A 13410-nucleotide genomic window follows, 5' to 3' on the forward strand; every position below is an offset into this window, starting at 1 on the left:
GAAAGCTTGTGGCTTAAATTGACTCTGTCAAACACAGTGTTGACAGTCGGCTTGGTTTTATCCTCCACACCATTACTGGCTTTCATCGGCCTAGCCTTACTCACTACTACGGGTTCATCTGCCACCTCACACTCGTAATACTCTTGAGTCACCTCTTGAATAATACGTCCAACCATTTTTGATCAAATCATTTTGATTGGATACAATGCCAGGCTTCCCCAGTTACTGCACTAGTTCCCTGTTAGAAATTCCACCCTCAAACACAGCATTGGTCTGACTAAGTATTGGGCTTCGCGCTATTTTGGACGCTTACCCACCAATACCGCCGAAGCAGGTTACGGTTAGTTGTGTACCTCTAACTTCTTATGGCTTCCTTCAGACCCCACCGTTAGCCAGTGACGCCCTTGCCATTCAGATTATCTTCCCCTTAGTCGGGGTGATAAGGCTTCTTTCAGCCTATCGGGTTTGCCAGCTTCGCTGGGCAAACAAAAAAGGCGCTAAAAAGCGCCTTTATAAACATCAAAATAATTCTATATTAGTTATGACGTTGTGGACGTTCAGTGCGACGAGGAGCTTCCTGTCTAACTATTTGTTCATCTGAGGTACTAATAGCAAGCGGTTGACGACGAACACGTACACCTTTTAACTGCTTAAACAATTCAGCTGGAATACCTTTAGGCAATTGAACAAAGCTGTGTTTGTCATGTAAGTTAATTGCGCCTATGTAACTACTGTCTAGTGATATTTCATTGGCGATAGCGCCAACAATATCACCAGGACGTGCGCCATGCTCTTTACCAACTTCTAAACGGTACGTCTGCCAATCAACATCGTTGCGATTTACTTTAGCTTTACGTGGTCTTTCATCACGTGAACCACGTTGATTATTTCTATCTCCTCGGCTATCTGCACGAGAGTCACGACGAGAATCTCTACCGCGATCATTTCTATCACGGCCATTACGTTCACCTCTGCTATCTTTTTCACGAGCATCACGACGAGGCTTAGGATCTTCTTTTGGTTGTAATGGTTGTTTTAACTGTTTTTGATATAACAACGCTGCCGCTAAATCAGTCATCGACATTTCAGATTCACTTGCCATTGCTTCAACGATTTCACGCATGCTTGATATTTCTTTCGATTCAACAATACCAGCTATTTCATCGCGAGCGCGTTCAATACGTTTTTTACCAAGTTCTTGTATATTTGGTAATTCATACATATTTACTGTGCCAGAAGTTAAACGCTCATAGTGACGTATTGAGTACATTTCACGTGGGCGAACGAAAGCAATTGACATACCTTCACGACCAGCACGGCCTGTACGACCAATACGGTGAACATAAGCTTCATGATCACCTGGTAAGTCATAGTTTATTACTAAAGAAATACGAGGAATATCTAAACCACGAGCAACAACATCTGTTGCAACTAGAATTGACGATTTACCAGATTTCATTTGATCAATACAACGTTCACGCTGTGCTTGGTTCAAATCACCATTAAGTGCTAATGCAGGATAACCAGCACGCTCTAATTTTTCAGCAACATCAACAGTATCGTTACGCGTACGTACAAAAATAATCATCGCATCGTAATCAACAATTTCAGCTATACGCTCTAAAGCGGTCATTTTAGTAATGCCACCTACTTTCCATGCATATTGAGTAATATTAGCTTTGGCTTTTTTAACCGCTGCAATTTTAATGTGCTCAGGATTTTTTAAGAAACGGTTAGCAATTTTGCGAATAGCTGCTGGCATAGTCGCTGAGAACAAGCACATTTGCGTAGTTTCAGGTAAATGATCCAAAATCCACTGAATATCTTCTAAAAAGCCCATGTTTAACATTTCATCAGCTTCATCGAGAACACATACTTTTAAGTCGCCTAATTTTAGACTCTTACGACGTAGGTGATCCATTAGTCGACCTGGTGTACCAACAACAACTTGCGCTCCGCGCTCTAATTGTTGAAATTGTGGACCGTAAGATTGACCACCATATAAAGTAGCAACACGTAAACCTTTCATGTTCTTACCGAAAGATTCAATCGCTTCAGCTACTTGCATCGCTAATTCACGTGTAGGCGCTAATACCATTAATTGTGGTTTTTTAATTGAAGTATCAATTTTTGCTAATGCCGGTAAACCAAACGCAGCAGTTTTACCTGTACCTGTTTGCGCTTCGCCTAAAACATCTTTTCCCGCTAATAAAGGCGGTATCGTTTGTGCTTGAATATCGGTAGCAGCACTAAAACCAATTGAGGTAATGGCCGTTAATAAATTTTCAGGTAAGCCTAGAGTATCAAAACCGATAGCGTCATTTTTTTGTTCAGTTTTGTTTTTATCCGTATTTTTTTGTTCAGTCATTGTTAAGTTTCATCTTCTCAAGGCAGGCATTAACGAAGAACACAAAAAAATCACAAAAGAATAGAACACCTTCAAACGACATATTGATCAAAAAAAGATCGATAGCGAAAAGTGTACTGATAAATAATTTTTAATTGCTAAGTCTTAAACCTGCGTACATCATACGAGGAAACCACCAGGAAGACTTAAAGCGCATAGTGTATTGTCACACTATATTTCTGCTGGAAACGAAATGTTCAGCTGGGCAAGTCTATTGGGCGGTATAAACCCCACTCATTTTCGATTTGTTTATTTATTCTTCATTCTAAATAATGAAATCAATAAATAATGCACTTTCTTAATAAATTTTAGTGCAATTGTTGCTTTTGTCGAAAAAAACAACATCCCTATATCGAGGCGCGCATTATACATAGTTTTATAAAAGATACAATATATTTAACTAATAGCAACGCGTTTTTAATTAAGGTAAAATCAATGCCGTGTAAATTACCAAGTACACCTATTTCGTTACTCGTTATTTAATAGCATAACCCCGTATAAAAAAAGCGACACTATTACGTAAATACTCTTCAACTTCCTCAGGAGAGATACGCTCTTTAATATTAAATTCCGTTTGCATCCACAATTCCCCTTTCATCATATTTAGGAACTGCGAAGCAGCATGTCTGGGATTTTCAATAACGAGTATTTTCTGTTGATGCAACTTAGCCATCAAGAGAGTTACCTCATTAATTATTCTAAGTGGCCCTGCTTTATAAAAAATTTCAGATACTTGCGGATAAGAAGTAGACTCAAACACACATATTTTATGTACGGCACATGCTTCTTTAGACGTAATAAACTCAGTAAAATTTTGGGCTAATTTTAATAAAACAGCTTGAGGATCTGATAAGTCATGAAGTGATAAATCTAAAATATTTAGTGATTCACATTTATATTCAACAGATGCCGAAAATAACTCATCTTTACTACCAAAGTGGCTATAAACAGTTTGCTTAGAAACATCTGCATTTTTAGCAATCAGATCCATACTTGTTGCTGCATAACCATGTTCGGTAAACAACGTAACTGCAGCATCTAGTATTTGTTGTCGCTTTATTTCATTTTTACTTCGCTTATTAACCATTGTCTCTCACTACATCTATTTTTCATCTGCTTATTTTACCATTCTAACAAAGTAAACTAGACAGTCTAGTTTATTTTGTTAAACTAATCCTAATTAGACTATACAGTCCAGTCTTGTTTTGCAGCAATTTATTGTTAAGCACTCTTCTTTTTAGGTATGGATAAATGATACAGCACAGTAAAATTCACCCTTTCCAATGTCGGTTAGCAAAAATGAAAGCCATCATTTTAATTTTTATCGCCGTCTCTGCACTAACAGCATGTTCAAAAGCGGTAGAAAAAAAAGATGCCAGCAATAGTTATAAGCAAAGTGCTTCATTAATAACCATCTCTCCAGAAAAAAGTTACACCATCGCGAGAAACTATCTAGGTCAAATCACTGCCAAACAACACACAAACCTTAGTTTTGAATATTCTGGCAGAATAAGTAATGTATTGGTAGACAGTGGTGATGTGATAAAAAAAGGGCAATTACTTGCTCAACAAGATACACAATTACTTAGCTATAAAACTACTGAGCTACAATCACAAAAGAACCAAGCACAAGCACAAATAACATTGAATCAAGCTAATTTAAGGCGAATAAAAACCTTGATCAACGATGGCTATAGTTCTTTACAACGTCTTGATGAACTTAATAGTGAAAATCAAATCCTTAAAGCGCAAATAAACGGGTTAAATGCTCGAATTAACACCTTACAATATCAAAGAGAAAAGTCCGCATTAATTGCCCCCTTTGATGGTGTGATCACCGAGCGATTTATTTCAAATGGTGAAGTGACCACCGCCAGCCAGCCAAGCTTTCGTTTCATAGAAAATGCTAATAATGAAATTAATGTCGGCATTCCCCGTAAAGTGGCTAGTACATTAGTTTTAGGCCAAGTATTTGAAATAAAAATAGATAATATTCGTCTGGATAATCAACCCAAGCAAGCCAAGCTAATTGCCATTGGTCAGCAAATCAATACAGTAAATAGAACAGTACAGTTGCGGTTAAAAATGCTCAAACAATTAGATAAAGCAAACAGTTATAACGGCCAACTTGTCAGAGTAACTATTGTGCAAGAAATTAAAAAGCCGGGCTTTTGGTTACCACTTAATGCCATTACAGACGGTGTTCGTGGTCAATGGCAACTATTTATTGCCACCCCTACCGGTGGCTCAAGCAATAGTCATCAATTACAGGCGGCAACAGTAAATGTTTTACATACTAGCGAACATTCAGCCTATATAAATGGTTTATCACTAGAGCCACATAAAATAGTTGCTCAAGGGGTGCATCGTTATGTGGGCGGGCAAGTAGTCAAAGCATCAACACAAGCATTAGCCAATATTCCTGACTATACTATAGGTAGCCAAGAATGATCCGTTCATTTGTTAAAAATGGCCGGTTAATGTCGCTTGCCATTATTCTATTAATTGTTTCAGGACTTGGTGCACTATCTACGATGCCAAGGATGGAAGATCCACGAATGGAAAACAGGCATGCAAGTGTTTTAACGCGTTTACCCGGCGCTAGTGCTGAAAGAATAGAAGTACTCATTACAGAAAAAATAGAACAAAAACTGCGTAAAATTTCTGAAATAAAAAATATTACATCAGTATCACGTCCTGGAATTTCATCGGTAAAACTTGAATTACACGATGAAGTGACAAACTCCCTACCTATTTGGTCTAGAGTTAGAGATTTAATTAATGACGTGGCGCCACAATTTCCACCAAATACACTACCACCAACATTAGAAGATGATCGAAGTTACGCCTTTACCCAACTTATCGCCTTAAATTGGCAAGGGGATAGTCCTAGTGATATTGCTAGTTTAGGTCGATATGCTAATGATCTTCAAAACCGTTTACGTATTGTCACTGGCACTGATTTGGTTAGTATTTTTGGTCATGGTCAAGAAGAAGTTTTAGTAGAAATAGAACAAGGGCTTAATAGTAAGTTAAATCTTTCCAGTAAGGTTATCGCCCAGAAAATTCAACAATCGGATGCCAAAGTCTCAGCAGGGCAATTGGTTAACCAGAAAAACCAAATGCAAGTTGAGTTAAATGGCGCTTTTAATAGCGTTACACGTATTGAAAATATCCCCATTAAAGGAGGAAATTCAGGTACCATTCTACGATTAGGTGACATAGCAAAAGTAAGTAAAAATTTAGCTTGGCCTGCCCAAGAAATGGCTATTGTTAATGATAAACCCGCTGTGGTGGTAGCGGCGCGTATGCTGCCAAATTTACGCATAGATCAATGGAGTGCAAATATAAAGGAAGCGTTAGCACAATACGCTAAACAATTGCCGCAAACTATTGAGCTTGAAGTTTTGTTTGATCAGAATACTTATACTGAAAAACGCCTTGGTGATTTAGTAGATAATATTGCACTTGGCTTTATTTTAATTTCAACCGTATTGTTAGTCACATTAGGCTGGCGATCCGCTGCCATTGTGGCAGCTTCTTTACCATTAACGGTATTATTTACACTTTCTGTAATGAATTTTTATGGTATACCTATTCACCAAATGTCCGTCACTGGTTTAGTCGTAGCTTTAGGTATTATGGTTGATAACGCCATAGTGATGACAGACACTATTCAAACTAAACGCCAAGAAGGTATGAATCGACTTGACAGTGTTAGCTTTGCGGTAAAACACTTATGGTTACCTTTACTTGGTTCAACCATCACTACTATTTTAGCCTTTATGCCCCTTATTTTAATGCCTGGCTCTGCCGGAGAATTTGTTGGTGGTATCGCTTATAGCGTTATTTTTTCCCTTATTGGCTCCTATATAATTTCTCATACTATAGTAGCTGGCTTAGCTGGACGTTTCATTCCTAGAGGGATAGCGTCAGGAGGATCTATAAAGACCGATAGCCACTGGTATCAAGTGGGTATTCACTTACCTAAACTAAATCAATCATTTGAAAAAGGACTGCACTGGGCGCTGACGTATAAAAAAATAACGATAATCACCGTATTTGGTTTACCCCTATTAGGTTTTGTTCTCTCCAAACACTTAAGCGAGCAGTTTTTTCCACCTTCTGATCGCGATATGTTTCAAATTGAACTATTTATGCCAACACAAAGCAGCATTCTTAATACACAAGTCACTAGCCAACAAATAAGTGACTACCTTTATCAACAACAAGGCATAGAAAAAGTCCGTTGGTTCCTAGGGAAAAATGCGCCTTCCTTTTATTATAATTTAACACCAACAAAAGATGGTTTTCAAAATTATGGTCAGGCGATGATCACGACAACTGATTTTCAAACCGCAAATAATTTAATTCCTAAATTACAATCAGCCTTAGATGAATTAATACCACAAGCACAAATATTAGTGCGAAAACTAGAACAAGGCCCTCCTTTTAATGCGCCAGTTGAATTACGTGTATATGGCCCTAACTTAGATACCCTAAAAGTTATTGGTGATGACATTCGAAAAATAATGACGCAAACCACTGATATTATTCATACTCGAGTTTCACTACAGCCTGGCACACCTAAAGTGTGGGTAAATGCCGATGAAGAAGCGGCAGCCTTACTCGGGTTATCTTTAGTTGATATTGCAGAGCAATTGCAAGGCAACTTAAGTGGGCAAGTTAGCGGCTCTATTATTGAAGCAACTGAATCAATTCCTGTTCGAGTACGGCTTGCCAATGAAGACAGATCTACTATCAATGATTTAGCTAATATCAATTTACTTAGCCCAAGTGTTGCGAGTAATGCACAACCTATCCCTTTGACAGCAATCGCTGATTTCTCACTAAAGCCTAGTCGTGGGGCAATTCCACATCGTAATGGCTCAAGAGTAAATGTTATTGAAGGTTATATCCGCTCAGGGGTTTTACCCAGCGTGGTTTTGACAAACGTTAGCGCAAAGATCGCAGCAGAAAATTACCAATTACCCGCTGGATACAAAATAGAAATTGGTGGAGAGTCATCCAAACGTAATGATGCAGTGGGTAAATTACTTGCCAGCGTAGGAGTTATATTTACTTTATTAATAACCGTGGTAGTACTGTCATTTAATTCTTTTAGACTCGGCGGTATTATCTTCTTCTCTGCACTACAATCCGTAGGATTAGGATTACTAACAGTATATATATTTGGTTACCCATTTGGTTTCACTGTGATAATTGCTTTATTAGGCCTAATGGGCCTAGCGATAAATGCAGCGATAGTTATTATTGCTGAATTAAAAAGTGACGCCCAAGCCGTACAAGGTAATCCAAGTGCTATTATTAGAGGCGTACAAAACTGTACTCGCCATATAACGTCCACCACAATTACCACTGTAGGGGGCTTCTTACCTTTAATTTTGGCAGGGGGAGGCTTTTGGCCACCTTTTGCTATTGCAATAGCAGGCGGTACCGTATTAACAACGTTGTTATCCTTCTTATTTGTGCCAGCAGCATTTTCATGGTTTTGCCAACGCCGCGCTTTTGAATTAAATGAACAAACGTAGAATAAATAATACTAAATGGATGAGTAAACTATCGTCGATAAGAAGAATCTTTGGGCTTTATTTGAATATGATAACTTTCATCAATTTTTCTTATGCGCTCTACACGCTTTAAATGAGTACGACGAAACACATAAATACATTTCGCTGTGTAACAGCATAGTTTCTTTAGGTGACTCAGTTGTGCTGGAAACCTTATCCGCTATGCTGAAGCTTCTATCATCACGTTGGTTGAACTTAAAAGAGGAACTAAAACTCATAGATGGACAGCTTAAGAAATTAACAAACCTGCTGCTGGTAGTTTAATAACGCAACATGGTGTTGGCCCATATGTAGCCGCAACCTTATTGGTTACGGCAGGAGATAATCCAGAACGTTTAAGAAAAGAGTCCTCTTTTGCAGCCTTATGTGGTGTTAGCCCATTAGAGGCATCTTCAGCTAAGAAGCAACGGCACCGTTTAAACCGTGGCGGATCTAGAGAAGCGAATAATGCTTTATGGACAGTAGCGCTAATAAGAATGAGAGCCGATGCAATAACTATCCAATACACGGAAAAACGAACTTGTGATAGCCTTACGGTTAAAGAAATCCAACGGTGTTTAAAGCGATATATAGCCAGAGAATTATTTCCAATTATCTGCCAGGATCTGACAAATTCTCGTCATGTATTAACATAGGAGCGTCAATACAATAATGGAGCGATTTTTTAGAAGCTTGAAGGCAGAGCGGCTAAATGCAGTTAGCTTTATAAATCATCGTTCGGTTACCTTTTCTTTTGAGTCAATGCGTCGCTTGCATCACTCAGTGAGCTATTCAAGGTACTAAAGGGCAACTGTTTTGACTCAGAGCGGCCGTTAACATCAATGATTACCTTATGACTTCTGCTCGCTAAGCCTTCATCAGAATTTAAAACTAAACCTCCACTTTGTAATAGAATATGACTACAATCAATGGTTGGCCTACTATCGCTGAAAATACTCACATTTTTAGTGTTAGTAATCGTACGAAACGAGCCATAGGCGATACTTTTGATAAAGTAGAACAAAAGTTATTAAAGGTTGTACTTAAAGCGTTTAATGTGGATGTTCATCATTGGCTAATTCTTCATGGCCGGTACACTTGTGTTGCCCATAAATCCAAAGGCGGCTCATGTATTATTGAATATTTATGTGAGTTTAAAGATAAAGTAGAATGATAAGTCGTCTTACTTTAAGTTAAGGAATAAAGATGAAGTTTTTACATACCATGGTTCGAATTCATGATCTTGACCAATCGCTCGACTTTTACATCAATAAACTAGGGTTAGTTGAAATCAGACGTAGAGATGTACCAGAAGGAAAGTTTACCTTGATCTTTTTAGCGACAGCTAAAGGGGAAGCAGAAATTGAATTAACCCATAATTGGGACTCAAAAGAAGAATACACTACAGGACGTAATTTTGGGCATTTAGCCTTTGAAGTAGAAGATATTTACCAAACGTGTCAACAACTGCAAGCAAGTGGCGTGATTATTAACCGACCTCCACGTTGTGGAAAAATGGCTTTTGTTAAATCACCTGACAATGTTTCTATTGAATTATTACAAAAAGGACCTGCATTAGCACCACAAGAGCCGTGGTCAAGTATGAAAAACATTGGCTCTTGGTAGTGCTTTGTAGTCATCAATTATTTAACAGATTATCAGTAAAAATCGCTTATCGAGCCAACGCCTCTTTAAGCGCAGCTAAACATAAAAGAACATTTTCATTACGAGCCGCATAGCCCATTAAACCAATACGCCAAGCATTGCCAGCAAATTGTCCTAAGCCAGCGCCAATCTCTAAGTTATATTCATTTAATAAAAATTGACGCACTTTTGCATCGTCAACACCTTCAGGAATATGAACCGTATTTAACTGTGGTAACCTTTCACTTTCAGGCACAACAAAACTTATTCCTAACGCCTCTAAACCAGAAGCCAATTTTTCATGTTGAGCTTTATGGCGTGCCCAGCTGTTTTCTAAGCCTTCGTTCTGAAGCATTAATAAAGACTCATGTAGTGCATATAAAGAATTGACTGGTGCGGTATGGTGATAACTACGCTTACCTTCACCTGACCAATAACCCATGACAAGTGATTGATCTAAAAACCAACTTTGTACGGGAATTTCTCTATTTTTAATGATCTCAGCAGCTCGATCGCTAAAGCTCACTGGTGATAAACCTGGCACGCAAGATAAGCATTTTTGACTACCGGCATACACAGCATCTATGCCCCAGTCATCAACTTTTAATTCAACGCCACCCAGTGAAGTTACCGCATCAACAATCGTTAAACAGTTGTGTTTACGTGCTATTTCACAAAGGGTTTTAGCATCAGATAATGCACCTGTAGAGGTTTCGGCATGTACAAAAGCAACAAAAGTTGCTTGCGGTGTCTGCTTTAAAGTATCCTCTAATGCTTGTGGGTCAACCGCTCTACCCCATGTGCCATCAACAACAACGGCTTTTGCACCAATACGCTGTACATTTTCAATCATACGCGCGCCAAACACACCATTACGACAAACAACAACCGTATCATTTGGCGTAATTAAGTTAACAAAACATGCTTCCATACCCGCAGAGCCAGGAGCAGAAATAGCCATTGTATAAGTGTTTTTAGTTTGAAAGGCATATTGTAACAATGACTTAACTTCATCCATCATACCAATAAAAGTAGGATCTAAATGACCCACTGTCGGTCTTGCTAAAGCTGACAATACACGAGGACTAACATCAGAAGGACCTGGGCCCATTAACGTACGTTGTGGTGGTATAAAAGATTGAATTGGCATAGTGAGCTCACCTGTTGATATAATTTGGCTATAGATGCTAACACCATAGCATTAATTGAACTATTTCTTTAATTAATAGTTGTTATCCTAGTTATTCATTTCATAAATGAAGTGGCAAGTACTCCACTTATTGTTATCATTGATTTTATTGACTTTACTGATGACGAATAGCTTCTTATGGCACTAAAAGCAACAATTTATAAAGTAAACATTGAGCTAGCAAATATGGATCGTAATTATTATGATTCATTACAACTTACGCTAGCGCAACACCCTTCAGAAACAGAGCAACGGCTTATGGTACGTTTAATCTGTTATATATTAAATGCTCATCCAGACTTGCAGTTTGGTAAGGGTGTTAGTGACGAAGATGAAGCGGTTATCCGTCAAATAAATTATAGTGATGAAATTGCTCTCTGGATTGAGTTAGGGCAAATAGACGAAAAACGAATCAAAAAAGCGTGTAATAAGGCTGCAAAAGTAAAGCTATATTGTTATGGCTCAAGCGTGAATACTTGGTGGTCGCAGTCACAAGCTACTTTACTGAAGTTCCCTAAACTGAGTATTGAACAGTTTGATACCACTACAACGAATGAGTTAGTGAAATTACTGAGTAGAAATATGGAATTTCAATGTAGCATTCAAGACGATCAACTATGGCTAAGCTGTGGTGATGAAACATTGTTGATAGAAACAACTACTTTAAAGTCGTAAAAAACTTACTCCCTCATAAAAGAATTAATAATGTTCAACGAGAAAAAAAAGACTAACAGCCTTTCTACTTTATTAATGAAAGTTGGTGTACTGATAACTAGCTTAGCTACAGCAAGCTTTGCTTGTGCAGTGACAAATAATATATCTTTAGCACAAGTCACTAAAGATGTGACCTACCTAGCGAGTGACGACTTAAAAGGTCGAAATAACTATTCAGCAGAAATACGCTTAGCTGCTGATTATATTGCTAAACGTTTTCAAGAAAGTGGTTTAGTGGCTGCAGACAACATATCAGGGGCGGATTTTTTACAAAAATATCAAATAACTAAAACTATCCCAAAAAAAATCAACTTAACGATAAATGGACAAAATATTGCTTCTGAAAGTTTAGCAATGGCTAGCACTATTACTGATTTTTCATGGGCAATTAACAACAATGTTAAAAACACGGAGTTTACTATACATAGCATAGGTAAAAACGATGATATGCGAGCCATCGTTGACACATTAAATAATCAAGGAGGAAAACATCTAGTTTTATTAAACACCGATCATAAAGCTCTCTTTGAACGTTATCAACACTATTTGCAACAAGGGTCAACAAAACTAACACAAGAAGATAATGGTAAAAACTCAGGTGGAGTTATCGTTATAGCGCTCTCAACAATGAAAGCTGAAAAAATTAAGACATTGAACGTTTCAGGTGTTAACACAATAAGTAAAAACGAACTAATGAACGTAGTGGCTATATTACCTGGGAAAACTAAACCAGAAGAAGTTGTGCTCTATTCTGCTCATTATGATCACTTGGGAGTTAAAGATGACCAAAGTGACGTTATTTATAATGGCGCTGATGATAATGCTTCAGGTACAACCGCAATTATCAACTTGGCACATTACTATGCCAAACAGGGAGATAATGCGCGTACGCTTATGTTTGCTGCCTTTAGCGCAGAAGAAATTGGCGGTTTTGGCTCGAGTTATTTTTCGAAACAACTTGAGCCACAAACAATCACCGCAATGATTAATATTGAAATGATTGGTAAACCGTCAAAATTTGGCGCTGGCACACTGTGGATGACAGGGATGGATCGCTCTAATCTAGGCGAACAATTAAATACAGTGCTAGCCAAATCAGGTAAAAAAATATACGAAGACCCTTACCCAGAGCAAGGTTTATTCTATCGTTCAGACAATGCAACCTTAGCAAGGTTAGGTGTACCCGCTCATAGTTTTAGTAGTGCTCAGCTTGATAAAGATCAGTACTATCATCAAACTAGCGACGATCTATCATCATTAGATTTAACATCTCTTCATCAAATTATTGAAATGCTTGCTATGGCAACTCAGCCTTTAGTCGACGGCAATATAACCCCTTCACGAATTGATAAAAAATTGGTAAAAGGGAAAGGACTTATATTTTAATTAAGTAATCAGAAAACTCAGGCAACAATAACGTCAAGTGGACAACGCATTTGGAACTCTAGTTTATTTTTTCCTTCAATCTGAAAACCATGACGTAAATAAAGCCCTCTAGCTGGGTTTTGCAATAATACATTAAGGGTAACTGGTAATTGAAGTTGCAATGCTCTTTTTTTCACAACAGTTAATATCTTACTACCAACACCCTTTCCTTGAAATTCTGGTAATATTTGTAGTTGTCTAATATGGAGGCTTTTTGTTGTGCCATTAAGTGCAATTACTCCCATCTTTAACACGCCAATGGGTTTACGATCTCGTAAGATAATATGCGAGTCATAGTAGTGTTCTTTGATTCGTTCAAGGTGCTGTTCATTGGTTAACTTTAATTTAGCTTTAGCTAAATGTGCTGACATTGATTTTTGTCGAAGTCTTAGTAAAAAGTCTATATCTTCATGCTTTACTTTTCTAAAGCCAATTGTAAATCTCATTAGAATTTAAATAGT

10 protein-coding genes and 1 pseudogene are annotated in these 13410 nt (G+C 37.9%); 7 read left to right on the forward strand and 4 right to left on the reverse strand.

Annotation, left to right across the window (positions count from 1 at the left end; translation table 11 throughout):
* Positions 1-535 precede the first annotated feature (535 nt).
* Both DWA31_RS03515 and DWA31_RS03520 read right to left on the reverse strand, forming a co-directional pair.
* Positions 536-2368, reverse strand: a complete 1833-nt coding sequence (locus DWA31_RS03515) for a DEAD/DEAH box helicase (protein WP_114325289.1) — start codon at positions 2366-2368, stop codon at positions 536-538.
* A 514-nt stretch (positions 2369-2882) separates the two neighbouring features.
* Complete coding sequence (locus tag DWA31_RS03520; protein WP_114325290.1) at positions 2883-3494, reverse strand: TetR/AcrR family transcriptional regulator; 612 nt, start codon at positions 3492-3494, stop codon at positions 2883-2885.
* Positions 3495-3658: 164 nt separating this feature from the next.
* On the opposite strand from DWA31_RS03520, the gene DWA31_RS03525 reads away from it, so the two are divergent.
* From DWA31_RS03525 to DWA31_RS03550, 5 genes and pseudogenes are all read left to right on the forward strand, one after another.
* A complete protein-coding gene (locus DWA31_RS03525) occupies positions 3659-4858 on the forward strand; it encodes an efflux RND transporter periplasmic adaptor subunit (protein WP_114325291.1) in 1200 nt (399 codons plus the stop codon).
* Complete coding sequence (locus DWA31_RS03530) at positions 4855-7959, forward strand: efflux RND transporter permease subunit (RefSeq protein WP_114325292.1); 3105 nt, start codon at positions 4855-4857, stop codon at positions 7957-7959. Before DWA31_RS03525 ends, DWA31_RS03530 begins: the two co-directional genes overlap by 4 nt.
* A 302-nt stretch (positions 7960-8261) precedes the next feature.
* Positions 8262-8633 carry a transposase gene (locus tag DWA31_RS03535; protein ID WP_281268614.1) on the forward strand — a complete coding sequence of 124 codons (372 nt, stop codon included), beginning with the start codon at positions 8262-8264 and terminating at the stop codon, positions 8631-8633.
* A gap of 260 nt (positions 8634-8893) precedes the next feature.
* Positions 8894-9151: pseudogene (locus DWA31_RS03545) on the forward strand (endonuclease III); the annotation flags it as partial.
* A gap of 32 nt (positions 9152-9183) precedes the next feature.
* Positions 9184-9603, forward strand: a complete 420-nt coding sequence (locus tag DWA31_RS03550; protein ID WP_114325294.1) for a VOC family protein — start codon at positions 9184-9186, stop codon at positions 9601-9603.
* A 46-nt stretch (positions 9604-9649) separates the two neighbouring features.
* Here DWA31_RS03550 and DWA31_RS03555 read toward each other — a convergent pair whose 3' ends face one another.
* The gene (locus DWA31_RS03555) at positions 9650-10771 is read right to left on the reverse strand and encodes a pyridoxal-phosphate-dependent aminotransferase family protein (protein ID WP_114325295.1); all 1122 of its coding nucleotides are present in this window, start codon (positions 10769-10771) and stop codon (positions 9650-9652) included.
* 177 nt (positions 10772-10948) lie between these two features.
* Here DWA31_RS03555 and DWA31_RS03560 point away from each other — a divergent pair, with 177 nt between their 5' ends.
* Complete coding sequence (locus DWA31_RS03560; RefSeq protein WP_114325296.1) at positions 10949-11485, forward strand: YaeQ family protein; 537 nt, start codon at positions 10949-10951, stop codon at positions 11483-11485.
* Positions 11486-11515: 30 nt separating this feature from the next.
* Positions 11516-12910: a M28 family metallopeptidase gene (locus DWA31_RS03565; protein ID WP_245942467.1), complete on the forward strand. Its 1395-nt coding sequence runs from the start codon at positions 11516-11518 to the stop codon at positions 12908-12910.
* A 17-nt stretch (positions 12911-12927) separates the two neighbouring features.
* Here the strand turns inward: DWA31_RS03565 and DWA31_RS03570 are convergent, their stop codons facing one another.
* Entirely contained in the window at positions 12928-13395 is a 468-nt protein-coding gene (locus DWA31_RS03570; RefSeq protein WP_114325297.1) for a GNAT family N-acetyltransferase, read from the reverse strand.
* Between the last annotated feature and the right edge of the window lie 15 nt (positions 13396-13410).

Source organism: Candidatus Colwellia aromaticivorans (assembly GCF_003333305.1).
GTDB classification, from domain to species: Bacteria; Pseudomonadota; Gammaproteobacteria; order Enterobacterales; family Alteromonadaceae; genus Colwellia; species Colwellia aromaticivorans.

Bases quoted from the DNA above. Each gene is read 5' to 3' on its own strand.
- DWA31_RS03530 (WP_114325292.1), top strand. From the start codon at position 4,855: ATGATCCGTTCATTTGTTAAAAATGGCCGGTTAATGTCGCTTGCCATT.
- DWA31_RS03565 (WP_245942467.1), top strand. From the start codon at position 11,516: ATGTTCAACGAGAAAAAAAAGACTAACAGCCTTTCTACTTTATTAATG.
- DWA31_RS03525 (WP_114325291.1), top strand. From the start codon at position 3,659: ATGATACAGCACAGTAAAATTCACCCTTTCCAATGTCGGTTAGCAAAA.
- DWA31_RS03520 (WP_114325290.1), bottom strand. From the start codon at position 3,494: ATGGTTAATAAGCGAAGTAAAAATGAAATAAAGCGACAACAAATACTA.
- DWA31_RS03515 (WP_114325289.1), bottom strand. From the start codon at position 2,368: ATGACTGAACAAAAAAATACGGATAAAAACAAAACTGAACAAAAAAAT.
- DWA31_RS03560 (WP_114325296.1), top strand. From the start codon at position 10,949: ATGGCACTAAAAGCAACAATTTATAAAGTAAACATTGAGCTAGCAAAT.
- DWA31_RS03570 (WP_114325297.1), bottom strand. From the start codon at position 13,395: ATGAGATTTACAATTGGCTTTAGAAAAGTAAAGCATGAAGATATAGAC.
- DWA31_RS03550 (WP_114325294.1), top strand. From the start codon at position 9,184: ATGAAGTTTTTACATACCATGGTTCGAATTCATGATCTTGACCAATCG.
- DWA31_RS03555 (WP_114325295.1), bottom strand. From the start codon at position 10,771: ATGCCAATTCAATCTTTTATACCACCACAACGTACGTTAATGGGCCCA.